Source organism: Streptomyces glaucus (genome assembly GCF_039533365.1).
GTDB classification, from domain to species: Bacteria; Actinomycetota; Actinomycetes; order Streptomycetales; family Streptomycetaceae; genus Streptomyces; species Streptomyces glaucus.
This window is the reverse complement of record NZ_BAAATK010000008.1, coordinates 151,214-177,948: the sequence shown is the minus strand read 5'-3', so window position 1 is coordinate 177,948 and position 26,735 is coordinate 151,214. Positions and strand designations below refer to the sequence as shown.

The 26,735-nt window shown below is 74.7% G+C and carries 23 protein-coding genes and 2 pseudogenes; 8 read left to right on the top strand and 17 right to left on the bottom strand.

The features are described 5' to 3' along the window. Window positions 1-3 precede the first annotated feature (3 nt). A complete protein-coding gene (locus tag ABD363_RS08950; RefSeq protein ID WP_344601421.1) occupies window positions 4-489 on the top strand; it encodes an AAA family ATPase in 486 nt (161 codons plus the stop codon). Between the two features lie 29 nt (window positions 490-518). Here the strand turns inward: ABD363_RS08950 and ABD363_RS08945 are convergent, their stop codons facing one another. The 4 genes and pseudogenes from ABD363_RS08945 to ABD363_RS08930 form a co-directional block, all read right to left on the bottom strand. Continuing rightward, the gene (locus tag ABD363_RS08945; RefSeq protein WP_344601419.1) at window positions 519-941 is read right to left on the bottom strand and encodes a DUF2267 domain-containing protein; all 423 of its coding nucleotides are present in this window, start codon (window positions 939-941) and stop codon (window positions 519-521) included. A 100-nt stretch (window positions 942-1,041) separates the two neighbouring features. Continuing rightward, a complete protein-coding gene (locus ABD363_RS08940) occupies window positions 1,042-1,464 on the bottom strand; it encodes a PPOX class F420-dependent oxidoreductase (protein WP_344601417.1) in 423 nt (140 codons plus the stop codon). Window positions 1,465-1,558: 94 nt separating this feature from the next. After that, window positions 1,559-2,476: pseudogene (locus tag ABD363_RS08935) on the bottom strand (NAD(P)-dependent oxidoreductase); the annotation flags it as partial. Window positions 2,477-2,746: 270 nt separating this feature from the next. After that, window positions 2,747-3,136 (bottom strand): DUF5997 family protein, encoded by a 390-nt coding sequence (locus tag ABD363_RS08930; protein ID WP_344601415.1) that lies wholly within the window; start codon window positions 3,134-3,136, stop codon window positions 2,747-2,749. 58 nt (window positions 3,137-3,194) lie between these two features. Between ABD363_RS08930 and ABD363_RS08925 the strand changes: the two genes are divergently transcribed. Continuing rightward, complete coding sequence (locus tag ABD363_RS08925; protein ID WP_344601413.1) at window positions 3,195-3,962, top strand: LysR substrate-binding domain-containing protein; 768 nt, start codon at window positions 3,195-3,197, stop codon at window positions 3,960-3,962. Window positions 3,963-4,008: 46 nt separating this feature from the next. Here ABD363_RS08925 and ABD363_RS08920 read toward each other — a convergent pair whose 3' ends face one another. From ABD363_RS08920 to ABD363_RS08910, 3 genes are all read right to left on the bottom strand, one after another. Continuing rightward, window positions 4,009-6,813 (bottom strand): beta-L-arabinofuranosidase domain-containing protein, encoded by a 2,805-nt coding sequence (locus tag ABD363_RS08920; RefSeq protein WP_344601411.1) that lies wholly within the window; start codon window positions 6,811-6,813, stop codon window positions 4,009-4,011. Between the two features lie 209 nt (window positions 6,814-7,022). Next, window positions 7,023-7,709 carry an HAD family hydrolase gene (locus ABD363_RS08915; RefSeq protein ID WP_344601409.1) on the bottom strand — a complete coding sequence of 229 codons (687 nt, stop codon included), beginning with the start codon at window positions 7,707-7,709 and terminating at the stop codon, window positions 7,023-7,025. Between the two features lie 64 nt (window positions 7,710-7,773). After that, the gene (locus ABD363_RS08910) at window positions 7,774-8,250 is read right to left on the bottom strand and encodes an Lrp/AsnC family transcriptional regulator (RefSeq protein ID WP_344601407.1); all 477 of its coding nucleotides are present in this window, start codon (window positions 8,248-8,250) and stop codon (window positions 7,774-7,776) included. A 303-nt stretch (window positions 8,251-8,553) separates the two neighbouring features. Here ABD363_RS08910 and ABD363_RS08905 point away from each other — a divergent pair. Then, window positions 8,554-9,825, top strand: a pseudogene (locus tag ABD363_RS08905) (FUSC family protein); the annotation flags it as partial. Window positions 9,826-10,108: 283 nt separating this feature from the next. Then, window positions 10,109-11,140 (top strand): lactonase family protein, encoded by a 1,032-nt coding sequence (locus ABD363_RS08900; protein ID WP_344601405.1) that lies wholly within the window; start codon window positions 10,109-10,111, stop codon window positions 11,138-11,140. A gap of 160 nt (window positions 11,141-11,300) precedes the next feature. Here ABD363_RS08900 and ABD363_RS08895 read toward each other — a convergent pair whose 3' ends face one another. The 5 genes from ABD363_RS08895 to ABD363_RS08875 all read right to left on the bottom strand — a co-directional run bounded on the left by ABD363_RS08895 (window position 11,301) and on the right by ABD363_RS08875 (window position 16,460). Further along, the gene (locus ABD363_RS08895; protein ID WP_344601404.1) at window positions 11,301-12,224 is read right to left on the bottom strand and encodes a sirohydrochlorin chelatase; all 924 of its coding nucleotides are present in this window, start codon (window positions 12,222-12,224) and stop codon (window positions 11,301-11,303) included. Window positions 12,225-12,456: 232 nt separating this feature from the next. Further along, window positions 12,457-13,458 (bottom strand): N-acetylglucosamine kinase, encoded by a 1,002-nt coding sequence (locus tag ABD363_RS08890; protein ID WP_344601402.1) that lies wholly within the window; start codon window positions 13,456-13,458, stop codon window positions 12,457-12,459. After that, window positions 13,455-14,132, bottom strand: coding sequence for a uracil-DNA glycosylase (locus ABD363_RS08885; protein ID WP_344601401.1), 678 nt, complete (start codon window positions 14,130-14,132; stop codon window positions 13,455-13,457). Before ABD363_RS08885 ends, ABD363_RS08890 begins: the two co-directional genes overlap by 4 nt. 124 nt (window positions 14,133-14,256) lie before the next feature. Next, complete coding sequence (locus ABD363_RS08880; RefSeq protein ID WP_344601399.1) at window positions 14,257-15,411, bottom strand: WD40/YVTN/BNR-like repeat-containing protein; 1,155 nt, start codon at window positions 15,409-15,411, stop codon at window positions 14,257-14,259. A 245-nt stretch (window positions 15,412-15,656) separates the two neighbouring features. Then, window positions 15,657-16,460, bottom strand: coding sequence for a pectate lyase (locus ABD363_RS08875; protein WP_344601397.1), 804 nt, complete (start codon window positions 16,458-16,460; stop codon window positions 15,657-15,659). A gap of 706 nt (window positions 16,461-17,166) precedes the next feature. Here ABD363_RS08875 and ABD363_RS08870 point away from each other — a divergent pair. Continuing rightward, window positions 17,167-18,480, top strand: a complete 1,314-nt coding sequence (locus ABD363_RS08870) for an extracellular catalytic domain type 1 short-chain-length polyhydroxyalkanoate depolymerase (protein ID WP_344601395.1) — start codon at window positions 17,167-17,169, stop codon at window positions 18,478-18,480. A 47-nt stretch (window positions 18,481-18,527) separates the two neighbouring features. Here ABD363_RS08870 and ABD363_RS08865 read toward each other — a convergent pair whose 3' ends face one another. Then, complete coding sequence (locus ABD363_RS08865) at window positions 18,528-19,607, bottom strand: NADH:flavin oxidoreductase/NADH oxidase (protein WP_344601393.1); 1,080 nt, start codon at window positions 19,605-19,607, stop codon at window positions 18,528-18,530. Between the two features lie 121 nt (window positions 19,608-19,728). Here ABD363_RS08865 and ABD363_RS08860 point away from each other — a divergent pair, with 121 nt between their 5' ends. Continuing rightward, window positions 19,729-20,088 (top strand): ArsR/SmtB family transcription factor, encoded by a 360-nt coding sequence (locus tag ABD363_RS08860; RefSeq protein WP_344601391.1) that lies wholly within the window; start codon window positions 19,729-19,731, stop codon window positions 20,086-20,088. Here the strand turns inward: ABD363_RS08860 and ABD363_RS08855 are convergent. Both ABD363_RS08855 and ABD363_RS08850 read right to left on the bottom strand, forming a co-directional pair. Continuing rightward, window positions 20,008-21,408: a nucleobase:cation symporter-2 family protein gene (locus tag ABD363_RS08855; RefSeq protein WP_344601389.1), complete on the bottom strand. Its 1,401-nt coding sequence runs from the start codon at window positions 21,406-21,408 to the stop codon at window positions 20,008-20,010. The genes ABD363_RS08860 and ABD363_RS08855 overlap by 81 nt on opposite strands. Window positions 21,409-21,535: 127 nt before the next feature. After that, a complete protein-coding gene (locus ABD363_RS08850; RefSeq protein WP_344601387.1) occupies window positions 21,536-22,879 on the bottom strand; it encodes an FAD-dependent oxidoreductase in 1,344 nt (447 codons plus the stop codon). Window positions 22,880-23,127: 248 nt separating this feature from the next. On the opposite strand from ABD363_RS08850, the gene ABD363_RS08845 reads away from it, so the two are divergent. Next, window positions 23,128-23,574 (top strand): DUF6214 family protein, encoded by a 447-nt coding sequence (locus tag ABD363_RS08845; protein WP_344601477.1) that lies wholly within the window; start codon window positions 23,128-23,130, stop codon window positions 23,572-23,574. A gap of 10 nt (window positions 23,575-23,584) precedes the next feature. Here ABD363_RS08845 and ABD363_RS08840 read toward each other — a convergent pair whose 3' ends face one another. Next, window positions 23,585-24,238 (bottom strand): DUF305 domain-containing protein, encoded by a 654-nt coding sequence (locus ABD363_RS08840; protein WP_344601386.1) that lies wholly within the window; start codon window positions 24,236-24,238, stop codon window positions 23,585-23,587. Between the two features lie 196 nt (window positions 24,239-24,434). Between ABD363_RS08840 and ABD363_RS08835 the strand changes: the two genes are divergently transcribed. Then, entirely contained in the window at window positions 24,435-25,937 is a 1,503-nt protein-coding gene (locus ABD363_RS08835; protein ID WP_344601384.1) for an LVIVD repeat-containing protein, read from the top strand. Here ABD363_RS08835 and ABD363_RS08830 read toward each other — a convergent pair. Then, entirely contained in the window at window positions 25,925-26,611 is a 687-nt protein-coding gene (locus ABD363_RS08830) for a TetR/AcrR family transcriptional regulator (protein ID WP_344601382.1), read from the bottom strand. The genes ABD363_RS08835 and ABD363_RS08830 overlap by 13 nt on opposite strands. Window positions 26,612-26,735 lie beyond the last annotated feature (124 nt).

The window sequence follows — 26,735 nt, the reverse complement described above, 5'->3', positions numbered from 1 at the left end:
CCGGTGACCGAGGTGGCCGTCCTGGTCGGGCTGCAGGCGTCGGGCAAGACGACCTTCTACGAGCGGTGCCTGAAGGGCCGCTACGCCCTGGTCAGCAAGGACCTGTTCCCGCGCGGCGCCCGCAACAAGCAGGCCCGCCAGATGCGGCTGGTCGAGGAGGCGCTGGCCGCCGCGAGACCGGTGGCCGTCGACAACACCAACCCGTCCCCCGAGGAGTGGCGCCCCCTGGTGGAGGCCGGGCACGCCCACGGCGCGACCGTCGTCGCGTACTGGTTTCCCCCCGACCTCGCCGGCTCCCTGCGGCGCAACGCCCGGCGGACCGGCCGCGACCGCGTCCCCGACGTCGGCGTCCACGCCACGTTCGGACGACTGCGCCGCCCCTCGCCGGGCGACGGCTTCGACGCCGTGCTCGACGTCCGCTTCGACGGACACGGAGGCTTCGACGTCCGCTCGCCGGCGCCCGGGGACGCCCCGGGCTTCGCCGGGTGAGCGGCTCCGGGCGCCGGCCGCCGGGCGGCTCAGGACTCGGTCTCCACGGCGCGGCCCGTGGGGAGCAGCTCCCGGATGTCCGCGGGCAGCGTGCTCGCGAGCTTGGTCATCTGCTCGGGCGAGACGAAGGCGTCCAGCACGTTCAGCACCACGGCGGAGCGCTGGAGCGCCGCCTCCTCGGTGATGCCGGCGCGCCAGGCGATCCGGCCCGCGAACGCGGTGAGGTCGAAGCGCTCGCCGGAACCGCGCGGCTGCTCGTCCCCGGTCGTGCCGGCCGGCCGCGCCACCCCGGCCAGCTCGTGCGGCAGCTGCGCGGCCAGATGGTCCGCCAGCCCTTCCGGGAGGCGTTCCGCCAGGGTGCGCAGCACGGCCGACACCGTCCGCTCGGCCTCCTCCCGGCCGAGCGGGGGGCTCTGCTCCTGAACGGTGCGGATCAGGTCGTCGTACTTCATGCGCGTCCACTCCCGTCGCCGGAACCGGTGCTTCACCGCCCCGGGTGTCCCGCCGGGGCACGGTGACACCGTCCGGGGCCCCCGCGGGGGCCCGGGAGCCTCAGACGGACGCCTGGTCGCTGTCCTTCAGCGCGCCCCAGCCGTGCCAGCGCTCGACCTCGATCCGGGCGCTGACCCGGGCGCGGACCCGGTCGGGGTAGGGCTCGGAGGTGTAACGCCGGGAGATGCGGTCGATGTCGGCCAGGTCCTCGTCGTCGTAGATCTCCACGGCCCGGCCGATCAGCGTGACGTGCGTGTACCAGTCGTCCTTGTCGAGGACGGTGAGCGTCACGCGCGGATCGCGGCGCAGGTGCTTCAGGCGTACGCGGCCCTCGTCGAAGTTGATCAGCACCCGGCCGTCGGCCCACTCGTACCAGGTGGGGGTGGAGACCGGTGTGCCGTCCGCCCGCAGGGTGGCCATGACGCAGGGGTTGGGGCGCCGCAGCAGCGCGTCGGCCTCGGGCGGCAGGGGCGGCTTGGACATGGGGATCCTCCGTGCTCGGGAAACGGGACCGGGGCGGCGGGCCCCGGCGGACAGGGCCTCGGGACGGGGCGCCGAGGGCCGGGGAACGGGGTCTTCAGGACGCGGGGGGCTCGTCGAAGCTCGCGAAGTAGGCGGCGGCCATGTCCTCGTCGCCGTGGCCCCGGGCGGCGGCCCGCGCCAGCCGCTGCGCGCCCGCGGCGGCCAGGTCCAGGCGGACGCCGTTGCGCTCGCCGGCCTCCACGATCAGCCGGGCGTCCTTGGCCGCGGTGGCCACCGCGAACTGGGCCGGCGACAGCCGGCCGTCCAGGACGAGTCCGGCCTTGGCCCGCAGGTAGCCCATGTCGAGGGGGCCGCCGGCGATGAGGTCGAAGAAGCCGTCCGGGTCCACGCCGAGGGCCTTCGCCAGGGCGAGGACCTCGCCGGCCGCGTTGGTGGCGGCGATGACCCAGCTGTTGGCCACCAGCTTCAGCCGGGTGGCGCTGCCCGCCGCCGCGTCCTGGCCGGTCCACACGGTCCGGGCGCCGACGGCGTCGAGGACGGGCGCGACGGCGGACCGGTGCTCCTCGGGCCCGGCGGCGAGCACGGTCAGCTGTCCGGCCTCGGCGGGCCGGCGGGTGCCCAGGACCGGGGCGTCGAAGAAGACGAGCTGCCGCTCGCGGGCGAAGGCGGCCAGCTCGCCCACCGCCTCGACGCCCGCGGTCGTGGACTGCACCCAGGCGGCGCCGGGGCGCAGCGAGGCGGCGGCCTGCCGCATGACCTCCAGGGTGGCGGGACCGTCGTAGAGCATGGTGAGCACCACGTCGGCGCCCTCGACCGCCTCGGCGGGGGTGGCGGCGACGTGCGCGCCGTCGGCGGCCAGGGGTTCGGCCTTGTCGCGGGTGCGGTTCCAGGCCCGGACGGCGTGGCCGGCGCGGGCGATGTTGCGGGCCATCGCGGCGCCCATGATGCCGGTGCCCAGGACGCTCACGGTGAGCTTGTCGGTCATGACGTCGGCTTTCTGTTCCACGGCTTCCCGGTTTCCCGATTTCTCGGCTTCGTGCCTTCTCGGCGCGCGGTCGTGCTGTCGGTCAGCCTGCCACCCGCTCGCGGGCGGCGCGCACCGGGCCCGCCGGCCACGCCCGGCGGCCGGCGGTCACCGGGCCGGGATCCGCTGGGCCGGGGCCCGGACCTCGGCGACGTGCCACGCCGGTCCACCTGGCGGGCCCTCGGAACCGCGGTGCGGCCGCGTCCCGCCCGCGCTCGCGCCGCGGGTGGCCGCCGGGGTGCGGCCGCGCGCCGCGGGTCAGGCGTCCCGGTCGCGCTCGGCGTGGAGCTTCTTGATCCGTGCGGTCTCCTTGCGGACCTCGGCCTGGGTGGCGCGCTCCCGCTCCAGCCACTCGGGGCGCTCCCGCTTCAGCGCCTCGATCTGCTCCGTGGTGAGGGGTTCGGTCACGCCGCCCCGCGCCAGCCCCGAGATGGAGACGCCCAGCTTCGCCGCGACCACCGGCCGGGGGTGCGGGCCGTCGCGCCGCAGCTTCCGCAGCCACTCGGGCGGGTCCGCCTGCAGCGCGTCCAGCTCGGCGCGTGAGACGACACCCTCCCGGAACTCGGCGGGTGTGGCCTCGAGGTACACACCCAGCTTCTTCGCCGCGGTCGCGGGCTTCATCGTCTGGGTGCTCTGGTGCGACGTCATGCCGTCCAGGGTATCGAGCGGGTGCGCGGCCCCCGACCACGGCCGGTAACCTGGCCGGGTGACAGCCTCGGAAGAACCCCCCTCGTTCCGGCTCGCCTACGTGCCGGGGGTGACGCCCGACAAGTGGGTGCGCGTCTGGAACGAGCGGCTGCCCGACGTCCCGCTGGCCCTGGCCCAGGTGCCCGCCGCCGAGGCGGGCGGGCTGCTGCTGGACGAGGGCGCCGACGCGGGCTTCGTCCGGCTGCCCGTCGACCGGACCGTGCTCAGCGCGATCCCCCTCTACACCGAGACGACGGTCGTGGTCGTCCCGAAGGACCACCTGGTGACGGCGGTCGACGAGGTGTCCGTCGAGGACCTCGCCGACGAGATCGTGCTGCACCCCCTCGACGACGTCCTCGACTGGGAGCGCCTGCCGGGGCGGCCCGCCCTGGAACGCCCCGCCACCACGGCCGACGCCGTCGAACTGGTGGCGGCCGGGATCGGCGTCCTGGTCGTACCGCTGTCCCTCGCCCGGCTGCACCACCGCAAGGACCTCACCCACCGGCCCGTCCGGGACGCCCCGCAGTCGAGCGTGGCGCTGGCCTGGCCCCAGGACGCGACGACGGACCTCGTGGAGGACTTCATCGGGATCGTCCGCGGGCGGACCGTCAACAGCACCCGGGGCCGCAGGCCGGCCCCGTCCGAGGAGAAGCCGAAGGGCGCCGACCGGGACACCGGCCGGCGCAAGCCGGCGGCGGCCGGGAAGCCGGCCGGCCGGGCCCGGCGGACGGGCGCCGGCGGCGCCCCCCGGGGCGGGAAGCGCGGCCGGCCCCGCCGCCGCTCGTAGTCCCGCCGGGGCCGCGCGGCCCCGGCCCGCGGACGGAGCCCGGCGGTCAGGGGGCGTACGAGGCGGCCCGCGCGGTCCTCACCACCTGCTCCGCCTCGGCCCGCCCCAGCAGCCCGGCCGCCGCCCACGCGTCCACCGTGGCCCGCACCCGCGCCACCAGCGCGCCCTTGCCGCCGAACGGCGCCCCGGCCCAGATCTCGTCCAGCAGCGTGGTGCCGTCCTCCTTCACCGGGTTGGCGACGCCGGAGTCGGTGCCGCCGAGGACCACCGCCGGTTCGGTCCGCCGGAAGTAGACGTGCGTCGGATCCTCCGTCCCCTCCAGGAACGGCGCCAGCTCGATGCCGTCGAGGGTGTGGTGGAGCGGTCTGCCGGGCACGGGAGCGAGCGTCGGCAGCAGGTCGCCGGACAGGCCGGCGTTGCGGTACAGGCCGAACTCCAGCAGGCGCGTGGCCGGGTCGCGGGCGACCAGGTTGACCGGGCCGAGGAACAGGGTCTGCAGGGACGGGTCGTCCAGCGCCTTCTCCACCCGCAGCCGGAAGGGCAGGGACACGCGCACGGTGTCCCCCGCGCGCCAGGTCCGGGACACGGTGAAGTACGTGCCCGGCTTCGGCGTGCCCGGCACCGCGCGCCCGTTGACGGTCACCCGGAATCCGGCGGTCGCCCACGCCGGCACCCGCAGCCGCAGCGCGAACCGGGCCCGGACGCCCCCGAAGGCGAGCGTGCTGCCCTGCTCCCTCGGATAGTCCGTGGTCTGCGTGACGGTGACGCCCTTCTCGGCCCAGGTCAGCGTGGACGGGCTGTAGAGGTTGACGTACAGGGCGCTGCCGTCGGCCTGCGCGAAGTACACCGAGTCCTGGTACTTGGTGGCGCTCTCCAGACCGGTGCCCTCGCAGCAGGTCGTGCCCTGCTTGGGCGTGTAGTCGCGCACATGGCCGGGCGTCAGCCCGATGAAGTACGTGACCAGCGGCCTCTCCGCGTCCGGCCGGTCCTGCTTGGAGCCGAGCACCTGGTTGTACAGGGCCCGCTCGTAGTAGTCCATGTACGCCGGGTCCTGCTCGTGGAAGAACAGCGTCCGGCTCAGCTTCAGCAGGTTGTACGCGCAGCAGGTCTCGGCGGTCGTGGCGCCGATCGTGCCCGCGATCACGCCCCGGGCCCGCCAGAACTCGCCGGTGCTGGTGCCGCCGATGCCGTACATGCGGTGCGGTACGACCATGCCCCAGAAGTTCTTCGCGGCGGTGAGGCAGCGCTCCTCGCCCGTCGCGTCGTACAGCCGGACCAGGCCCGTGAAGATCGGTATGTGCTGGTTGGCGTGCAGGCCGTCGAGGACGTCGGTGTCCGCGGCGCAGGCGTCGATGAGCCGGTCCAGGTCGAACAGGCGGGCCAGCGCGAGGTGCTCGGCCCTGCCGGTGAGGTCGTGCAGGTCGACGATCGCCTCGACGATGCCGCCGAACTCACCGCTGGAGAAGATCCCCCACATCCGCTGCAGGGTGGCCGCGGGCAGCCTCGACAGCCGGGAGTGCATCCAGTCGCACATGCCGGACGCGAGGTCCAGCGCCCGGTCGTCGCCGAGGGCGAGGTGGGCGTCCAGCAGGCCGCGCAGGATCTTGTGCGCGGTGTAGTAGGGCGCCCACACCTTGGTGTAGTCGGAACTGGTCCGCGACTCCAGGTCGATGAACTGCGTCTCCGGGTACGCCGCCAGGAAGCCGGGGTGGCTGGGCCCGCCCCAGGTGCGGCGCAGGGTGGCGGTCAGGCCCCGGCCGGAGGCGTCGGCGAAGGTCCCGCCGGACGTCTCGTCGAAGGCGTACGACGCGAGGTCGCCGCGCCCCGCCGGGGTGTCGGCGGGACGGCGCTCCCGCAGGTGCGCCACCTCCGCGGCCGTCAGGACGCGCGACCAGACGTCGAACCCCCCGAAGGCGCCCGCGAAGACCGGGTCGGCGGAGTAGCCGGACCGGCCCAGCCAGTGGTGGGTGAGCGTGCCGAGGGCCGCCGGGGTCAGGGTCATCGCCTCGTTCCGCGCGACGGCGGTGCCGTCGACGTAGAGGGTGCCGGTGCCGCCCCCGATCGTCACGGCCAGATGACTCCACCGGTCCAGCGGCAGCGCGGCCGTGCCCTCCAGGCCCTGCTCGCCGCCCGCGCCCGAGGCGGTGACGGCGAAGCGCGGCGCGCCGTTCGCGCCCCGGGCGGCCAGGTACAGGTACCGGGTGGTGCCGTCGCCGAAGTCGAGGACACGGGCCCAGGCGCCGTCGTGGGCGGGTCTGACCCAGGCGGCCAGCGTGATCGCGGCGGCTCCGCCCAGCACGGCGGCCGGCAGGTCGACGTACCGGTGGGAACCGCGCACGTTCTCCACGGCCGTGGAGAACCTCCCGGCGACGCTCAGGACGGCCGGATCGTGCCGCAGCGCCTCGCGCACCTCGGTCAGCGCGCCGACCATCGTGCGGATCTTCTCCGCGAAGACCTGCTCCCCCGTGCCGCGGTACGCCTGCGCCAGCATCGTCAGGAAGTGCCCGGTGTAGTGCCCGCGGAGGTTGCCGTTGGCCTCGCCGTCCAGTCCCTCCCAGCCGCCGGGGGCGACCGCGCCGAGCGTGGGGAGACCGGCGTTGGCCCGGAACACCTGCAGCAGCCGGTCGACGTCGTAGCCGCGGGCGTGGTCGAGCATCAGCCGCCGTTTGTCGGCGAAGACGCCCCGGCCGAGCGTCACGTCCTCCAGCCGGAAGGGGCGCACGGTCCAGGCGGGCGGCGCCTCGGGCGCGGCGGCGCGGGCGCGCCCGGCCGCCGTGAGGGGGAGGGCGGGCGCGGCGGACGCGAGCGCCGCCGCGCGGAGCAGGAGTCGTCTGGAGAGGGGCGGTGCCATGGAGGCTCCTCTGCTGTTCGATATGGCGAACAACGTGCGAATGACCGACCAGACGATAGGGAGGGGGCCGGGGGGCGTCAACGGGTCGGGAGCGGCCGGTTCCGGCCGCTCGGCCCGCCGGCGGGGGCCGGTGGGCGCCGCCGGCGGGCACCGCCCCCCGGTGGGCGGCGGTGCCCGCGTCCCGTCGCCGTCCGGCGGCCCGGGCCGGATCAGGCGGAGCGCAGCAGCCAGTCGTGGGCGGCCCGGGCCGTGAACTCCCGCTGGCCGCCGCGCAGCAGCAGACCGGCGGTCGCGAACTCCGGTGCGTCGGCCTGCTCGGCGACGTACGGGATCGCGATGCAGCGCATCCCAGCGGCGTGCGCGGCGACGGCGCCCGGAGCGGCGTCCTCCAGCACCACGCAGTCGGCCGGGCGCGCGCCCAGACGGCGGGCGGCCTCCAGGAAGACGTCGGGGGCGGGCTTGCCGTGCGCGACCTCGTCGGCCGAGACGACCGTGGTGAGGTACGCGTCCAGGCCCGTGCCGCCCAGGACCGCCTCGATGGCCTCGGGCGACGAACCCGAGGCCACGGCCATCGGCACCCCCTCGGTCGCCAGCAGCTCGACGAACTTGCGCATCTCGGGATAGGCCGGGGTGGAGGCGCGGGCCAGTTCCAGATAGCGGCGGTTCTTGGCGGCGAGCAGCTCCTCCACCGGGGCCCGCAGCCCGTACCGCTCCTTCCAGTCGGTGACCGTCTCCCGGGTGCTGATGCCGACGTACCGCTGGTGCTCCGTCCAGGAGAAGTCCGGGACGCCGTGCTCGGCGAGGACCTGCCGGCTCGCTTCGTAGTAGTTCGGCTCGCTGTCCACGAGTGTTCCGTCGAGATCGAAAAGGACCGAGAGGGTGCCGAGTTCGCTCATGACCTCAGCATGTCAAAGGCATGCGCGGTCAGGTGCCGCATCCGGGACCCGGGCGCCGGGAACGTCACTTCCGGACGGTGCGGCCGATCGACTCCACCAGCGGCAGCAGCCGGTGCGGGACGCGTTCGCGCAGGGCCACCTCGGTGCGGGTGCGGACCACGCCGGGCAGGCTGATCAGCTTCTGGATGACGTCCTCGAGGTGGGCGTTGTCGCGCGCCACGACCCGGGTGAGCAGGTCCCCGCCGCCCGTGATGGAGAACGCCTCGACGATCTCCGGGACCTCGGCGAGCGCGTCCCCCACGTCGTCCAGGTGCCCCTGGGTGACCTCGATGTGCACGAACGCGAGCACCGGGTGGCCGAGCGCGGCGGGGGAGAGGGCGGGACCCGTGCCGGTGATCACCCCGTCGCGTTCCAGGCGGTCCAGGCGGGCCTGCACCGTGCCGCGGGCGACGCCGAGGATGCGGGCGTACTCGCGCACGCTGGTGCGCGGCTGCTCCAGCAGCAGCCGCAGGATGCGGGTGTCCAGCTCGTCCACGGTCACGGCGGCCCGGCCTCCTCGCCCCTCGACGATCACCGGCGACTGTACCAACGGCTCACCGGGGTGCGGGCGGAGCCGGCCGCCCGCCGTGGGCCGTTGGCTCGCCCGTGGCCCTCCCGGAAAGGAATTTCCTGTGCCAATGGCTCAGTGAAAAAGAGAGCCCTTGAGCCAGTGGCGGCAGGAATGCTGATATGGACGCGTCGATGGCGCTGCGGACCCCGCGGCGCCTTTCTCATGCCGGATCCATGTCAGAGCCGAACCGGGCCGTACCGGTGCCCGGCCGGCGCCCGAAGGGGGCGGTAAGCAGTGCTGAAGAGGGTGTTCACGGCTCCGGACCCGGGGCGGACGCGGCTGCGCTTCGCCGCGCGGGCCGTTCTCGGCATCGGGCTGGCCGTCGTCGTCTGCGGCCTGGCCGGACACTCCCTCGCCGGTGTCGTCACCGGCGGGCTCGCCGCGCTGCTCGCCCTGTTCACCGTCACCGACGCGACGGTCCGCGGCCAGGCGGTCACCACCGCCCTGCTCCCGGCCGTCGGCCTGCCCGTGCTGGCCGCCGCGGCCGGACTGCACGACCACCCGGTCGCCCGCGACCTCGTCTTCCTCGCCGTGGTCGGCGCCGGCGTGTACGCGCGGCGCTGGGGCCCGCGCGGGCACAGCCTCGGCGTCTTCGCGTTCATGACCTTCTTCGTGGCGCAGTTCCTGCACGCGACCACGGACCGGCTGCCCGAGCTGTACGCCTCCGTCCTGCTGTCCGTGCTCGCCGCCGCCGCAGTGCGCTTCGGACTGTGGTGCTACGAGCGCCGGCTGCCGCCGCCCGCCGTGCCCGCCCCGCCGCCCGGCGGCACCGGCCTCGCCCGGGTGACCACCCGCCAGGCGGTCCAGGCGACCGCCGGCGCGGGCTTCGCCCTGGTGGTGGGCCAGCTCGTGTCCGGCCAGCGCTGGTACTGGGCCGTCGGCGCCACCTGGTGGATCTTCGTCAACACCACCTCGCGCGGCGAGACCCTGGTCCGCGGCTTCCGCCGGGTCCTCGGCACCGTCCTCGGCATCGGTCTCGGCCTGGTCGTTGCCCTGCCCGTGCAGGGGGCGCCCGTGCCGACCGCCGTGCTCGCCGCCCTGTGCGTCTTCGGCATCTTCTACACGGCCGCCGTGTCCTACACCTGGATGATGCTCTGCGTGACCCTGCTCGCCGAGCTGCTCTACGGGCTGCTCGGCGTGCTCGACCCCGGCCTGCTCGCCGTCCGGCTCGCCGAGACCGCCGTGGGGGCGCTCGGCGCCGCGCTGGCCGTGCTCTTCGTGCTGCCCGTCACCACCCACGCCGTCACGGACGCCTGGATCCGGCGGGCCCTGCGCTGCGTCCACGCCTGCGCCGCCGAGGCCGCCGCCCGTCTGGCGGGCTCTCCGACCGCCGACCCGGTGACGCGCCTGGCGGAGCTGGAGCAGCTGCTCGGCCGGGTACGGCTCTCCGTCGCCCCGCTGGTGCACCCGCTGAACCCGATGCGGGAGCGCAAGCGGCGCGCCCGCCGGGTGCTCGCCCTGCTCGACGACTGCGCCCGGGAGATCCGGGGCCTGGTCGAGATCGCCGAGGGCCGCGGGGCGGCGGCGCCCGAAGAAGGGCAGGGCCGGACCGGCGGACGCCGCCACGACCGCGTCCCGGTGGCCTCGGGCGCGCCCGGACCCGCCTGACCGCGCCCGGCCCGGCGGGCGGCGCGCCCCGCCCGGACCGGCACCGGCGGCTGCGCCCGTGGGCCTCCTCGGGCCCCGTCGGCCGGCGCCCGGGAATCCCGCCGGAAGGACCGTCTCCCCGGTCTGGTCTAGACCTAACTGCTACCGTCGGCCCCACAGCACCGGACGAGAGGGGACAGCGGTGGCGAACGGCGGCAGACGGCGACGAGCGTTCATCGGATCGTTCACGGCGGCCGGCGGCCCCGGGATCGTGACGGCGGCCGTCGACCCCGACAGCGGGGCGCTGACCGTCCTGAGCAGCGTGAAAGGCGTGCCCGACCCCTCGTACCTGGCCCTCGCGCCCGGCGGGGACACGCTCTACGCGGTCAGCGAGACGGCCGAGGGCGCGGTGGCCGCGTACCGCGTGTCCGGCGACCGGCCCGAGCCGGCCGGGCCGCCCGTGTCCGTCCACGGCAGCGGGCCCACGCACCTCAGCCTCTTCGCCGGACACGTCCTGACCGCCAACTACGGCTCCGGCAGCGTCACCGCCGTCCCCGTCCGCGCCGACGGCACCCTCGCCCGGGCCGCCTCCGGGGTCCTCCGGCACACCGGCTCCGGCCCGCACACCTCGCGCCAGCGGAGCCCGCACGCCCACCAGGTGCAGCCCGACCCGAGCGGACGCTGGGCCGTCAGCGTGGACCTCGGCACCGACTCGGTACGGGTGTGCGCGCCGGCCGACGGCACCCTCCGCGTGCACCGGGAGATCGCGCTGCGGCCCGGCTCCGGCCCCCGGCACCTGGCCTTCCACCCGGGCGGCGGGGCCGCGTACGTGCTCAACGAACTCGCTCCGACCGTCACCGTCTGCCGCTGGGACGCCGCCGGCGGCTCGCTGCGGCCGCTCACCGAGACACCGGTGCTGCCGGGCGCCCCGGCCGGCGACGCCTATCCGTCGGGCATCGCCGTCTCGCCCGACGGCCGCTTCGTGTGGACCGCGACCCGCGGCGAGGACGTCCTGTCCGTGTTCGCCGTCGAGGGGGACGGGCTGCGGCTGCTCGCCACGGTGCCCTGCGGCGGCCACTGGCCCCGGGCGATCACCGTGGCGGACGGCTTCCTGTACGCGGCGAACGAGCGCTCCGGGAACGTCACCTGGTTCGCGCTCGACCCCGCGACCGGCACACCGCGGCGCGGCGGCTCGGTCGAGGTGCCCGCGGCCTCCTGCGTGGTCCTCGGCTGAACCGGCCCGCACCGCCCCGGCGCGCTCGGCGGCGGGCGCCTCCTCCGGAGGACGCGCGCACGGCGAGGAACTCCTGCGCGACGGAGAACCCGCGCACGACGAAAGGCCCGCTCCGGGAGCGGGCCCTTTCGGGTCGTACGGCGGTCGCGCCCGCGCGCGTTCAGCGGGCCGGCACGCCCTGCGGCTGCTGCGGGGTGATGCCCAGCGCCGTCGTGTACTTGGCCAGGGCGAGCTTGCCGATGGCCGGGTACGGACCGAGCGCCTCGGACGCGGGGCAGTCCGCCTCCTTGGCCGCCTCCTCGATCAGGGACGCGTCGATCTCGGGGCCGATCAGATACGGCGCCAGCGCCAGCTGCTGCGAGCCCGCCGAGCGCAGCTGCTCGGCCACGGAGGCGATCGAACCCTCCTGGTCCAGGGCCGCCGCCATCACCGGCACGGCGAGGCGAGCGGCGAGCAGCATGCCGGTGATCCCGGCCGCCTGCACGGCCTCCTCGCCGCCCACGGAGGCCAGGATGATGCCGTCCGCGGCGGTCGCCACGGTGAACAGGCGGGCCCGGTCGGCGCGCGCCAGCCCGGCCTCCGACAGGCGCACGTGCAGGGCCTCGGCGAGCAGCGGGTGCGGGCCCAGCACATCGGTCAGCTCGGCCGCGACCCGGCTGTCCATCACGGCCTGGCGGACCTGGCGCAGCAGCGCGCTGTCCGGGCCGGCCAGCAGCGGCACGACGACGGCGACGGGGCCCTCGGGCTCCTTCGCCTCCAGCCCGGCGGCGAGCGCCTGCTCGTAGCGGGCGGTGCGCTCGTCGGCGGCGCGCGCGAGCACGGACTGCAGGGTGGGGAAGTCGGTGCCGTCCCCGTCGAGGTACCCGATGCGGGCGTCCAGGCCGGGCAGCTCGGAGCGGGCGATGCTCACGACCTCCTCGGCGAGGCCGCGCGTGGCGCTGCTGGGCGTGCCCGGTACGGCGAGGACGAGCGCGGGCGCGCCCTCGGGAGCCACCAGGGGTTCGGGACGGCGGTGCCGTCCGGGCTGGCGGGGGCGCGGCATTCGTACTGGCAGGCCGGACGCGGGCCCAGTGGGGGAGCTCATGGCGCCGCATGTTACTGGCTTCCTGGGCTCCCTTGTTCGGGGAGGGTGCAGGTGAGCGGTATCCGTCCGGTTTTGTCTGATGAGTTACGTCCGGATTGGGCGATGTGCGGGCCGGGAGCGGCCACCGCGAGGAATCACCCCGGGGAGCGGGGGAGGGGCGGGTGGGGCCGACGAGCGGATCGGCCGCGGGGCGACCGGGGCGGGCCGGGGTCCGCCTGGGGCCGGCGGGGAATCAGGGGGCCCGGTCGCCGGGCGCGGTGACCACGTGCAGCATCGCCGGGTCGTCCGGCAGGGTGAGCGCACCGGACGCCAGATCCGTCGCGATCCGTACGGCGCCGTGCAGCGGGTCGCCGTCGGCCGTCACCCGCCGCGCGTGCGGCAGCCGCCTCGCCAGTTCCTCGTCCAGCGGTGCGGCCAGGGGGGCGCCCATCCGCAGCAGGCCGCCGGTGACCGCGATGCGGGGCTCGTCCCCGGCCGGGCAGACGGCGGCCATCGAGTCGGCCATGTGCCGGGCGGCCTGCCGCAGGATGTCCGCGGCCACCGGGTCGTCCCCGGCGCAGGCGGCCACCTCGGGGGCGAAGGACGCGAGGACGGCGGGGCGGTCCGGGCGCGGGTACAGCAGGGCGGGCAGCCCCGGCACCGGCCCGAACCGCTCCTCGGCGCGGGCCAGCAGCCGGGCCGAACCGCCCTGCCGTCCGTCGTGGGCGCGCAGCGCGGCCTCCAGTCCGGCCCGCCCGATCCAGGCGCCGCCCCCGCAGTCGCCCAGCAGATGCCCCCAGCCGTCCGCGCGGCGCCAGCGGACCAGGTCGGTGCCGATCGCGATCAGCCCCGTGCCGGCGGCGACCACGGCACCGGGCCGTGCCCCGAGAGCCCCGGCGTACGCGGTGACGGCGTCGGCGGCGAGCGCGACGGTCCGCACCCCCAGCTCCCGCGCCAGGGCCCCCGGCAGCTCGGCGCGCAGGGCGTCGCCCAGGGTGGCGAACCCGGCGGCCCCCACGACGACCGCCGCCGGCCGCACCACCCCGGTCTCGGCCGCCAGCGCCCGTGCCAGGGGCAGCAGCCGTTCCCTCAGGTGCCCGGGATCGATCCCCCGCGCACCCGTGCGGACGGGCTCCGGGGACGCGCGCCGGGCCAGGGGGCCCCGCCCGACGGTTCCGGCGACGACCCGCAGACCGGAGCCGCCCGAGTCCACGGCGAGGTAGCCGGAGCCGTCCCCGGCCCCCGCCCCGGTCACGGCAGGCGCCAGTCCACCGGCTGTCCGCCCTGCCGGACCAGCAGGTCGTTGGCGCGGCTGAACGGGCGGGAGCCGAAGAAACCGCGGTCGGCGGACATGGGGGAGGGGTGGGCGGACTCCACGGCGGGCAGGTCGCCGAGCAGCGGACGCAGATTGCGGGCGTCGCGGCCCCACAGGATGGACACCAGCGGCTTGCCGCGCGCGGCCAGGGCGCGGATGGCCTGCTCGGTGACCTCCTCCCAGCCCTTGCCGCGGTGGGCGCCGGGGCTGCGCGGGGCCGTGGTGAGCGCCCGGTTGAGCAGCAGCACGCCCTGCTCGGTCCACGGCGTCAGATCACCGTTGGACGGCTGGGGCACGCCCAGGTCGGCGGTCAGCTCCCGGAAGATGTTGATGAGGCTGCCGGGCAGCGGACGCACGTCGGGCGCGACCGAGAACGACAACCCCACCGCGTGCCCCGGGGTCGGGTAGGGGTCCTGTCCGACGATCAGGACGCGGACGTCGTCGAAGGGCTGCTGGAAGGCCCGCAGGACGTTCGGGCCGGCCGGGAGGTAGGTGCGTCCCGCGGCGATCTCCGCGCGCAGGAAGTCCCCCATCGCGGCGATCCGCCCGGCCACCGGTTCCAGGGCCTTCGCCCAGCCCGCTTCGACGATCTCATGCAACGGTCGTGGTGCCACGGGCGTCACCCTACTGCCGTCCGGGCAGCGGTGATCAACCGGTGGCCGGGGCCGGTCCGCGCACCCGCCCGGCGACCTGCCCGGCGGGCGGCCGGCCGGCCCGTCCGGGGACTCGCCGGGCGGCTCATGCGACGACCGCGGCCCGCACGCACAGCACGTCCGGCAGGTGCGACACGAGCAGGCGCCAGCTGTCGCCGTCGTCGGCCGACGCGAACACCTCGCCGTTGCGGTTGCCGAAGTACACGCCGGCCGGGTCCGCGTCGTCGGTGCACAGGGCGTCGCGCAGCACCGTGCCGTAGTGGTCCTCGCGGGGCAGGCCCGCCGACAGCGGCTCCCAGCTGCCGCCCGCGTCCGCCGTCCGGTAGACCCGGCATCGCCGGCCGGCCGGCACCCGGTCCGAGTCGGCGTTGACCGGGAACACGTACGCGGTGCCGCCGCGGTGCGGATGGGCCGCCGCCGCGAAGCCGAACGTGGACGGCAGGCCCTCGCCGATGTCCGTCCAGTGCGCGCCCGCGTCGTCGCTGCGGTACACCCCCCAGTGGTTCTGCAGGTACAGCCGGTCGGGGTCGGCCGCGTCCCGGGCGACCTTGTGCACGCACTGGCCGAACTCCGGATGCGGGTCCGGCAGGAACACCGCCGAGACGCCGGAGTTGGAGGGCGCCCAGCTCGCGCCGCCGTCGGTGGTGCGGAACACGCCCGCGGTCGAGACGGCGACCGTCACGGCCTTCGGGTCGCGCCGGTCGGTGAGCACGGTGTGCAGGCCCTCCCCGCCGCCGCCCGGCATCCACCGGGACCGCGTGGGGTGCTCCCACAGGGGGCGGACGAGCGCGAAGCTCTCCCCGCGGTCCTCGGAGCGGTACAGCGCGGCCGGTTCCGTGCCCGCGTAGACCACGTCCGGCTCCGCGGCGGCCGGGTGCAACTGCCACACCCGCTCCAGCGACGCCCCCGTGTCCTTGGGGAACCTGACGGCCGGCCGGGGCGGTTCGGTCCAGGTCCGGCCCAGGTCGTCGGAGTGGAACACCGACGGGCCCCAGTGCGAGCTGTCGCCGCCGGCCAGCAGCCGCGGGGTGTCGCCGCGGGTGTCGACGGCGACCGAGTACACGGCCTGCGCGGTGAAACAGGGGCTCTCGTCGAACGTCCAGGCGCCGTCCCGCCGGCGCCCGATGAAGAGGCCTTTGCGCGTGCCCACGGCGAGCAGTACCTCGGTCATGCCGATCACCTCCGCGACGTCCTCGTCGACGTCTTCGTCCCGGACACCGGCCAGTCTGCACCCCGGCACTGACAGTCACCTCCGGACGGAGCGTCGGGGCAGGTCACAGGAGTGTCGGCACAGGTCACCGTACGGAGCGGTCCGCGCCCCCGACGCGGTGGCCGGCGCGGTGCGCGGGGCCGGCGGGAGGCCGCCGGACGGGTGCGCCGCGTCCGGGGCCGGACGCGGCGCGGCGGCCGTACGGAGCGCCGTGCGGGGACGCCCGGTACGGCCGCCCTCCTCGTGGGGGGATCACTCGTGGGTCCCCGGGGGGATCACTTGTAGGTGATGTCGGAGGAGGCGTACTTGCAGTAGGTGCCGTCGGGGCCGCTGCCGTTCGTCGTCGGCTCGTCGCCGTCGTCGTTGCCGATGTACTTCTGGCAGGGGACGATCTTCCTGCCGCTGTCCCCGACGATGGTGACGGCCCTCAGGGTCGCGCTGTCGCCGTAGTTGGTGTTGATGCCGACGAGCCGGCTGCCCTTGTACGTCGCCTCGATCGTGTTGAGGTTGATCGTCCGCTTGTACTGCGTGGAGCAGTTGCCGCACGAGCGGACGAAGGTGCCGAAGTTCTGCACCGCGAAGTTCGACACGTTGAGCGTGCCGGCGCCGTTGAACTGGAACACCTTGTCACTGGCTTCCTTCGCGCCGCCGCCGGAGACGGTGTAGACGTTGGACGACGAGGAGCCCTTGAAGGTCGCCGCGTCCTCGCCGACGTCCTCCCACCAGACGTTCTGCAGCGTGCAGCTGCCCTCGCAGTGGATGCCGTCCGCGGCGGGGGAGCCGATGATGACGTTCTTCAGGACGGTGCCGGCCGCCAGCTTCAGGAGGGGGCCCTGGTCCTCGTCCTGGCCGCCGCTGCCCAGGTCGCCGGTGCCGTAGAGGCGGGTCATCCCGTAGTCCTTGGTGCCGGACAGGGAGATGGTGGAGGAGACCGCCTGGCTGCCCTTCGCGGTCGGCCAGGTGGCGGCGCTCGCCGGGGAGGCGTTTGTGGTCATGATCATGCCAACAGAGAGGCCGAGGGTGGCCAGTGCTCCGGTCAGCGCGCGCCCGCGGGCGCGCGGAGGAGTCGCAGAAGTCATGTCCCGATTCCTTCTGTCCTTGTCGAGTCTGTCGGGGGTGTCGTGGCTTTCCGGCGCCCGCGTCCCGCGCCACCGGGGCGGCGGCGGAGAGGGCGGGCCGGCCGGGTGGCCGTGGGGCGGGCCGGCGGGGGCGCCGGCCCGCGGGATCCCGGTCACGGCTCCGCCGGGATCCCCGCCGCGCGGGCCGGCGTGTCCGCCGACGGCGCCGCCGCGGTGCGCGGCGGTCGCGGCCCTCGTCGGGCGGAAGGCGTTCCGAAGGCGTCCGGCGGGGAACTTCGCGCGTGGGTACGTGGGGGGTGGGCACGCATGCGAGTGGGTCCCTTCGGGATCGCCTACGGGTCATGTACGTGAACTTCGTACGCCATGGTGCTTGCCGCGCGGAGCAGGGTGACCGGGATGGAGCCCTCTCGGATCCGAAGAGTGCACTTCCTCGGGGTGAGGAGGCCCCAGCGGGCGTCGGCGCCAAGCGTTCGACGGCCCCGACGGGTCACACTGCTGAACGGACGGTAGAGGGCAAGCGCTTTCTAGTCAACGCCTCGCGCAACGGATCCCCGGTCGGCCCCGGTCGGCGCGGCCGACCGGGTTCGTGGGGTGGGAGCGCTTCCATGGCAGCCGTGTCCATGTCACGATGCTCGTCCGGACGTTTCCCTTCCGTCGACCGGTCGCCGCACCACGTCCCGGAGCCGCGACCAGAGAGGGACAGGACGTGCACCCCACCCCCCACACCCCCGCCCGCGGACCGCTGCGCCCCCTGCTCGCGGCGCTCCTCGCGGCACTGGCCCCGCTGCTCGCCGCGGTGGCCCTGGCCGCGCCCCCGGCCGCCGCCCGCGCCCAGGTGCCCGCCGCGACGCTCACCGAGGTCACGGACTTCGGCGCCAACCCCAGCGACCTGCGGATGCACCTGTACGTGCCGGACGGCGTCACCGAGAACCCGGCGGTCCTGGTGGCCGTGCACTACTGCACGGGTTCCGGCCCGGCGATGTACTCCGGCACCGAGTACGCCTCCCTGGCCGACCGCTACGGCTTCATCGTCGTCTACCCCTCGGCCACCCGGGCCGGCAAGTGCTTCGACGTCTCCTCGCCCCAGGCGCTGCGCCGGGGCGGCGGCAGCGACCCGGTCGGCATCAGGTCGATGGTCGACTGGGTCGTGCGCGCCTACGACGCGGACACCGGCAGGATCTTCGCCACCGGCATCTCCTCCGGCGCGATGATGACCAACGTGCTGCTGGGCAACTACCCGGACGTGTTCGCCGCCGGGGCCGCCTTCGCGGGCGTCCCGTTCGGCTGCTTCGCCACGACCGACGGCTCGGAATGGAACAGCGCCTGCGCCGGCGGCACCGTGACGCGCACCCCGCAGCAGTGGGGCGACCTGGTCCGGGGCTCCTACCCGGGCTACAGCGGCCCCCGGCCCCGGATGCAGCTGTGGCACGGCACCCAGGACGACGTGCTGCGCTACCCCAACTTCGGGGAGGAGATCAAGCAGTGGACGAACGTCCACGGCGTCGGCCAGGCCCCGGCCGCCACCGACACCCCGCAGCCCGGCTGGACCCGCACCCGCTACGGCGGCACCGGTGACCGCGCCCCCGTCGAGGCCATCAGCCTCCAGGGCGTCGGCCACAACCTCTACGCCCCCGGCATGGGCGCCCGCGTGCTCGCCTTCTTCGGCCTGGACGCCTCGGGCCCCGCGCCCCAGCCGCCGGCCGGCGCCTGCAGGGTGACCGTGACGACCAACGCCTGGAGCACGGGCCTGACCGCCTCCGTGACGATCACCAACACCGGCACGACCGCGGTGAACGGCTGGAAGCTCGGCTTCACCCTCCCCGCCGGGCAGACCGTCACCGGCGGCTGGGGCGCCACCTACACCCCGGCCTCCGGCGCGGTGACCGCCACGAACGCCGCCTACAACGGCACGCTCGCCCCGAACGCGAGCGTCACCGTCGGCTACCAGGCGAGCCACACCGGCGACAGCGCGGCGCCGCGCGCCTTCACGCTCAACGGAACGGCCTGCACGACCGGTTGACGGCCCGGGCGCCCCCTCCGGCGCACGGCCGGAGGGGGCGCCCGGGATCAGACGGACCGGTGGTACTGGTCCGGCACGTGCACCTCGCCGCCCAGCTCGCGCGCCACCTGCCGCGCCCACGAGGGGTTGCGCAGCAGCTCGCGCCCGAGGAGCACCGCGTCGGCCTCCCCGTTGACCAGGATCTTCTCGGCCTGCTCGGCCTCGGTGATCAGGCCGACGGCGGCGACCGGCAGCGTGGTCCCGGCCTTCACCCGCGCGGCGAAGGGCACCTGGTAGCCGGGGCCGGTGGGGATGCGGACACCGGAGACGTTGCCGCCGGTGGAGACGTCGAGGAGGTCGACGCCGTGCGCCTGGAGGTCGCGGGCGAAGCGGACGGTGTCGTCGGGCGTCCAGCCGCCCTCGTCCAGCCAGTCGGTCGCCGAGATCCGGAAGAACAGCGGCTTGTCGTCCGGCCACACCTCCCGCACCGCGTCGACGACTTCGAGGGCGAAGCGGGTGCGGTTCTCGTAGGAGCCGCCGTAGGCGTCGGTGCGGTGGTTGGAGTGCGGGGAGAGGAAGTTGTTGATCAGGTAGCCGTGGGCGCCGTGGATCTCGGCGACCTCGAAGCCGGCGGCGAGGGCCCGGCGGGCCGCGTCCGCGAACTGCCCGACGATCTCCTGGATCTGCCCGGCGGTCAGCTCGGCGGGCACCGGGTGGCGCTCGTCGAACGCGAGCGCGCTGGGCGCCAGCGGCTGCCAGCCCAGCGCGTCCGGGCCGAGCGGCGCGCCGCCCGTCCAGGTCCGGTCGGTCGACGCCTTGCGTCCGGCGTGCGCCAGCTGGATCGCCGGCACCGTGCCCTGGCTGGTGAGGAAGCGCGTGATCCGGCGGAACGCCTCGACCTGGGCGTCGTTCCAGATGCCGAGGTCGTAGGGGGAGATCCGGCCCTCCGGCGAGACCCCGGTGGCCTCGACGATGATCAGGCCGGTGCCGCCGGCCGCGCGGGCCCCGTAGTGCGTGAGGTGCCAGTCGCCGGGGACGCCGGTCGCGGGACCCTCCGGGGCGGCGGAGTACTGGCACATCGGGGGCATCCACACCCGGTTCGGAATGGTCAGCTCACGCAGGGTGAGGGGCTCGAAGAGGGCGGTCACGGCGGTGCTCCGTTCGTCGCGGGCCGGGAAACTCCTCGTACGGTAATCCTCGTAGTACGGGAGATGTCAAACTACGATACCTCTCGTACGATGGAGTGCCCCCGGACGAACTGGAGCCACCGTGACCCCCGCCACCCCCGCGATCAGCAGCCGTGACCTGCCGCACCCGGCGCGCGAGGAGATCCGGCTGGAGGCCGTGCTGCACGCGCTCGCCGATCCGATGCGGCTGCGGATCGTGCGCGAGCTCGCCGCCGACGGCGACGAGCTCTCCTGCTCGCACTTCGCTCTGCCGGTCACCAAGTCCACCACCACGCACCACTTCCGGGTACTGCGCGAGGCCGGGGTGATCCGGCAGGTCTACCGGGGCACGGCCAAGATGAACGGCCTGCGCCGGGACGACCTAGACGACCTCTTCCCGGGGCTTCTGGACAGCGTGCTCGTCTCCGCCGCCCGTCAGGCCGCCCGGCTCGGCACCGGCTGAACCGGCCCGCGCCGGCAGGTGGTTGAAGAGCAGGTTCAGCGCGATCGCCGTCACGCAGCCCGCGCTGATGCCGCTGTTCATCACCGTCTGGAACCAGTCCGGGAACTTCTCGTAGACCGCCGGCACCCCGACCGGCAGCACGCCCACCGCGACCGAGACGGCCACCACCGTCAGGTTGTGGTTGCCCCGGAAGTCGACCCGGGCCAGGGTGCGCAGCCCGCTCGCGGCCACCGTCCCGAACATCACCAGGCCCGCCCCGCCCAGCACCGGCGCCGGAATCGCCGCGACCACCGCGCCCAGCTTGGGCAGCAGCCCGAGCAGGACCAGGATGCCGCCCGCGGCGGCGACCACCCAGCGGCTGCGCACCCGGGTCATGCCGACCAGGCCGACGTTCTGCGCGTACGCGGTGTACGGGAAGGTGTTGAAGACGCCGCCGAGAACGGTCGACAGGCCGTCGGCGCGCAGGCCGTCCGCCAGCGACCGCGGCTCGGCCTTCCGCCCCGTCAGCTCGCCGACCGCGATGAAGTCGCCGGTCGTCTCCGTCATGGACACCAGGGCCACCACCAGCATCGAGACGACCGCCGACGCCTCGAACACGGGCGCGCCGAAGTGGAACGGCGTGCTGATCCCGACCCAGCCGGCGTCCGCGACCCCGCCGAAGTCCGTGAACCCGAACGGCACCGCGGCCGCCAGCCCGGCGGCGATGCCGATCAGCACCGCGATCCGGCTCAGGAACACCGGCGCGAACCGCTGCACGCCCACCACCACGACCAGGACGAAGGCCGCGAGCGCCAGGTTCCCCGGCTCACCGAAGTCCGCCGCGCCGGCTCCGCCCGCGACCCAGTCGCCCGCCACCGGCAGCAGCGAGACGCCGATGATCAGGATCACCGTGCCCGTGACCAGCGGCGGGAAGAAGCGCAGCAGCCTGCCGAAGACCGGCGCCAGCAGCACGATCGCGAGCCCGGCGACGATCACCGAGCCGTAGATCGCGGGCAGTCCGCCGCCCGTCGTCCCGATCAGCACCATCGGCGACACGGCCGCGAACGTGCACCCCTGCATGACCGGCAGCCGCACGCCGAAGCGCCAGAAGCCCACGCACTGGACGAGCGTGGCGATGCCGCACACCAGCAGGTCGGCGGTGATGAGATACGCCAGGTCCGCGGCGGACAGCTTCATCGCCCCGCCCACGATCAGCGGAACGGCCACCGCGCCCGCGTACATCGCGAGCACGTGCTGCAGACCGAAGGCGGCGAGCTGCCGCACGGGCGGGACCTCGTCGACGGGATGGGCGACGGGAGGCACGGGCGCGGTCGTTGCCATGGGCGCTCCAGAGCGGGGGCGGGCGGGGAGATCCGGACAGCACGAGACCGTAAGCGGTGTGAACAATTTGTTGATTTCCGGGTCGTTGCCGCCGTGTGTCCGGTCCGCCGGACGCCCGCCGGTCCCGCTACGGGGCGGCCGCCCGCGCCGCCGCCAGCAGGGAGTCCCAGTCCGGCAGCTTCACCACGCCCCGCCCGAGTGAGGCGCCGAGTTCCGCCTCGGCCCGCTCGATCGCCCGCCACCCGGCCCACCCGACCGGTTCGATCCCCTCGGCCCGCAGTGCCGCGAGCGGATCCCCGGGCACGTCCCTGCGCACCAGCACGGGGGCGTCCTCCAGCAGCGACAGCACCGTCTCCTTGGCGCACGGCCGGTTGGTGCCGATGACCCCCGTCGGGCCGCGCTTGATCCAGCCGGCCACGTACTCGCCCGGCGCCACGACCCCCGCGCGCAGCACCCGCCCGGCCAGGTGCGGCACGGTGCCGCGGTCCGCGTCGAACGGCAGCCCCTCCAGCGGCACCCCACGGTAGCCCACCGACCGCAGCACCAGCTGGGCCTCGATCTCCTCGTACCGCCCGGTGCCCGTCACCCCGCCGCGCCCGTCCGGTGCCGTCCGCTCGAAACGCACGGCGCCGACGCGGCCCCCGTCGGCCAGCAGCTCGACGGGGCGCAGGAAGAAGCGCAGCCGGATCCGGCGGGCGGCGCCGGAGGCGGGCGCCCCGGCCCAGCCGCGCAGCACCTCGACGTTGCGGCGCCGGGCGCCGGGCAGTGCCGCGGGGTCGGCGCAGTCCGGGTCCAGGGCCAGCTCCGCCGGGTCCACCACCACGTCCGTGTCCGGCAGCGTGCCCAGCTCCCGCAGCTCCTTGGTGGTGAAGCGGGCCTGGGAGGGGCCGCGCCGGCCGACCATGTGGATGTCGGTCACCCGGCTGGCGGCGAGCGCGGTGAGCGCCGCCTGCGGCATGTCGGTGCAGCTCAGCTCGGCCGGGCCGCGCGCCAGCATCCGGGTGACGTCCACGGCGACGTTGCCCACGCCGACGACCACCGCCTGCCGCGCGTCCCGGACGAAACCGTCGTCGGCGGCGTCCGGATGCGCGCTGTACCAGGACACGAACTCGGTCGCCGACCAGCTGCCCGGCAGGTCCTCGCCGGGGATGCCCAGATGCCGGTCGGCGGCGGCGCCCACGCAGTACACCACCGCGTGGTACAGCTCCCGCAGCCGGGCCGCCGGCACCCCCCGGGAACCGATCGGCACACCGCCGAGGAACCGCACCCGCTCGTGTTCCAGGACCGCGCGCAGGCTGTCCTGCAAGGACTTGATCTTCTCGTGGTCCGGCGCCACGCCGTACCGGACCAGGCCGTACGGGCACGGCAGCCGGTCCAGGACGTCGACGTACGCCTCGGGTTCCCGCTGGACCAGGCTCTGGGCGGTGTAGCACCCGCTGGGCCCGGAGCCGACGACGGCGACACGCAGCACGGCGGAACTCCTTCCGGGGAGCGCCCGCGGACCGCCCGGAGGTGCCCGGGCGGTCCGCAGGAGACCGCTGGTGCTTCCAGGATCGCACCGCTCCGGCTCCGTCGGCAGGGCCGCTCCGCTGACAGGGTGCTGTGCGCGCCGGGGAACGCGTGTGTCGTTCGTATGGAATGTGATCATGCGGATACGTTCCGCGTGTGCTGGAAGCATCCTTTCTCGATCTTTCCGATCGCTGCCCGGCGGACGGCGAGGTGTCCGTGCGGCCCGCGTGGACGGTGCGGGAGGGCGGCGCCACCACGACGTGGTTCGAGGTGCGGCTGGCGTTCGCCGACGGCGCCCGGGTCGACGCGCTCGCCGTGGTGTCCGCCGGGTGCCTGACCGTCGAGGACGTCCGGGCGCGGCCGGCGCTCTCCCTCGACGACCTGGCGGTGCTCGCCGAGTGGATCGAGGGGCCGCTGGCCGAGGCGTGCGGGGCCGGCCCGCCCGCCGCCTCGCGGCACGCCCGGCCCGCCGCGCGGCCGCGCGGCGGCCAGGAGCGGTGGCTCGTCGCGCAGGAGTACCGCGCGGCCCAGCAGCGGGGCGCCGACCCCGTGCTTGCGGTGATGTGCGCGACCGGGCGCAGCCGCCGCGGGGCGTTCAGGCTGATCGGCCGGGCGCGTGACGCGGGCCTGCTGGCGCCCCGTCACGCACGGCGCTGAGGCCGCGCCGTCACAGCAGGCCGCGCATGCGGGTGATCTCGCTCGTCTGCTGGGCGACCACGTCGTCGGCCATCTCCTCGATCCGCACGTTGTTGCCCTGCGCCTTGACGTCCGTGGCCATCGCGACGGCGCCCTCGTGGTGCGTGATCATCAGCGTCAGGAAGAGCTGGTCGAACGCCTTCCCGCGTGCGGCGCGCAACTTCTTCAGCTGGGCCTCGGTCGCCATCCCGGGCATCGCGGCGTGCGTGTGCCCGCCGCCGGACTCCTTCTCGCCGTACGTCTTCAGCCAGCTCCGCATGGCCTTGATCTCGGGCCCCTGTGCGGCGGCGATGCGCTCGGCGAGCCGCTTGACCCCCGTCGACCCGGCGTGCTCCGGGGCCAGTTCCGTCATCTCCAGGGCCTGGGAGTGATGCGCGATCATCATCCGCGCGTAGGCGACGTCCGCCGAGTTGGGGGAGTCGTCGTCGGCGCGCCGCCGTTCGGCGTCGTCGGCCGACAGGGTGCGGTTCGCCTCGCCGGGACGGCCCGGCACGAGCACCGAGGGCCCGCTCCTCCCGGCCGTGTCGGGGTCCGGCCCGGAGTCGCAGGCCCCGAGCCCCAGCACGGCCAGGACGGCCAGTGAGGCCGCGGCGAAGCGGGCGCGGGACGTGCGGCGGAAGAGCACGGAAGCCTCCTGTGGCAGGCGGGTGGGGAGGGCACCTCGTGAGTGCCGTGACTGTTTCTGCCCGTTCGGGTGCCGGAATCAATCATCGAAAAACTTGATTGCGACTGTGTTGCCTCCTGTTGGTATGTGCATGTCCAAGACCATACTTCGTGGGTGCCTACACCGTTCCCGAGCGGACGGAACCAGGGAGGAAGCAGTGATCCTGTCGAACGATCCCCGCACACGGCGCAGACGCCTGGGAGCCGGCGCGACCGTCGCCGGGCTGCTGGCCGCGCTGCTGACGGCCGGACCGGCGGTCGCCACCCCCGACCCCGGGGACGCCCCGGCCACGTCGAAGGAGGTGTCCCCGAAGACGCGGGCCCAGGTGCGGGAGGCCGTCGCGGAGGGCGGGATACCCGGACAGGACGAGATCGTCCACTCCGCCAACATCGAGCACCTCGCCAACATCCCCAAGGACGCCCTGCCCGGCACCAACACGGACCTGGCCTTCCAGGGCAGGTACGCCTTCGCGGGCAACTACGACGGCTTCCGCATCTTCGACATCGCCAACCCGAAGGCGCCGAAGACGGTCGCCCAGGTGCTGTGCCCCGGCTCGCAGAACGACATCTCCGTCTCCGGGAACCTGCTGTTCCTGTCCACCGACTCCTCGCGCAGCGACAGCAGCTGCAACAGCACCACCCAGCCGGCGACCGAGAAGTCCTCGTGGGAGGGCATGAAGGTCTTCGACATCAGCGACAAGAGGAACCCCAGGTACGTCGCCGCCGTCGAGACCGCCTGCGGCTCGCACACCCACACTCTGGTGCCCGAACGCCGCAACGTCTACGTCTACGTCTCCTCGTACGCGCCGAGCGCCGCCTACCCCGACTGCCAGCCTCCCCACGACGGCATCTCCATCATCAAGGTGCCGCGCAACGCCCCCGAGAAGGCCGCGGTCATCGACTTCCCGGTGCTGTTCCCCGGTGAGGGACCGGACGGCGGCGGCAACCCGGGCGCGCCCGTCAACCCGGGTGTCTCCAAGACCACCGGCTGCCACGACATCACGGTCCTGCCCTCGAAGGACCTGGCCGCGGGCGCCTGCATGGGCGACGGCATCCTGTTCTCCATCAAGGACCCGGAGCGCCCGAAGGTCATCGACCAGGTGCAGGACAACGTGAACTTCGCGTTCTGGCACTCGGCGACCTTCAACCAGAAGGCGGACAAGGTCGTCTTCACCGACGAGCTGGGCGGCGGCGGGGCGGCCACCTGCGACGCGGCGGTCGGCCCGAACCGCGGCGCCGACGGCATCTACGACATCGTCGGCAAGGGCGACGCGCGCAAGCTGGTCTTCCGCAGCTACTACAAGATCCCGCGCCACCAGGCGGCCACCGAGAACTGCGTGGCCCACAACGGCTCGCTGATCCCGGTCAAGGGCCGCGACCTGATGGTCCAGGCCTGGTACCAGGGCGGCGTCTCCGTCTGGGAGTTCACCGACTCCGAGCACCCGAAGGAGATCGCCTACTTCGAGCGCGGCCCGCTGAGCACCGACCGGATCGCCGTCGCCGGTTCCTGGTCGGCGTACTACTACAACGGCTACGTCTACTCCAACGACATGGCCAAGGGCCTCGACGTCCTGAAGATCGACGACCGGCGCACGGCCCCGGCCGAGCGGGTCCGGCTGAGCGAGCTCAACGTGCAGACGCAGCCGGACTACTTCGACTGACGGCCCGGCGGATACTCGGCCGCCGCCCCCGTCGCGAAGAAGCGCGACAGATCCGTGTCGCAGGTCCCGCCGGGCGCCTCGGCGTCCGGCGGGGCGCCCATCTCCCAGTCGAGCCGGTAGCGCTTGAACAGCTCGGCGCGCAGCGCCGGCACGGGCATCGGCACCCCGGGCACCAGCGCGGCGTAGACGGCGCCCATCAGCAGGGCGCGCAGCATCGGGTAGTCGTGGTCGACGTCGCGGGAGCCGTGCCGGGCGACCGTGTCCCGCAGCAGCTCGGCCAGGCGCCGCTGCTCCGGGCACTGCAGGAAGCCCTGCTCCTGCAGCAGCCCGGCCATGTGCTGGCGCATCAGCACCGGCTCGTCCCGCGCGAGTCCCAGGATGGCGTCGATGGCCCGCGCCAGCCGCTCCGGGCCGTCCCCGGTGCGCGGCTCGCGCTCCAGGGCCTCCTCCAGGGTGCGGTGCATCAGACGGTGCACCGCGGACTGCAGGAGCTGGCGCTTGCCGGGGAAGTAGTACGACACCAGGCCGCGCGCGGAGCCCGCCCGGTCGGCGATGTCGCCGAGCGTCGTCGCCTCGTAGCCGCGCTCGCGGACCAGCTCGACCGCGGCCTGCAGGAGCCGCTCCTTCGAACGCCTCCGCAACTCTTCATTGACCGAGGCGCTGCGAGGGGACATGCTGTAACTCCTGCGTTGACTGGCTGCCAGCCAACTATACTCAGCGCTCCACGGGCCTTCCGGGTCCGACTCGGAACTGCCGTCCGCCCTGGGCGACGCGGGGGATCGTCCAGGGCGGACGGTC

Coding starts and splice junctions, on each gene's coding strand:
- ABD363_RS08945 (WP_344601419.1), bottom strand. CDS start 941: ATGAAGTACGACGACCTGATCCGCACCGTTCAGGAGCAGAGCCCCCCG.
- ABD363_RS08895 (WP_344601404.1), bottom strand. CDS start 12,224: ATGAGCTCCCCCACTGGGCCCGCGTCCGGCCTGCCAGTACGAATGCCG.
- ABD363_RS08875 (WP_344601397.1), bottom strand. CDS start 16,460: ATGACTTCTGCGACTCCTCCGCGCGCCCGCGGGCGCGCGCTGACCGGA.
- ABD363_RS08930 (WP_344601415.1), bottom strand. CDS start 3,136: ATGACGTCGCACCAGAGCACCCAGACGATGAAGCCCGCGACCGCGGCG.
- ABD363_RS08940 (WP_344601417.1), bottom strand. CDS start 1,464: ATGTCCAAGCCGCCCCTGCCGCCCGAGGCCGACGCGCTGCTGCGGCGC.
- ABD363_RS08915 (WP_344601409.1), bottom strand. CDS start 7,709: ATGAGCGAACTCGGCACCCTCTCGGTCCTTTTCGATCTCGACGGAACA.
- ABD363_RS08830 (WP_344601382.1), bottom strand. CDS start 26,611: ATGTCCCCTCGCAGCGCCTCGGTCAATGAAGAGTTGCGGAGGCGTTCG.
- ABD363_RS08920 (WP_344601411.1), bottom strand. CDS start 6,813: ATGGCACCGCCCCTCTCCAGACGACTCCTGCTCCGCGCGGCGGCGCTC.
- ABD363_RS08855 (WP_344601389.1), bottom strand. CDS start 21,408: ATGGCAACGACCGCGCCCGTGCCTCCCGTCGCCCATCCCGTCGACGAG.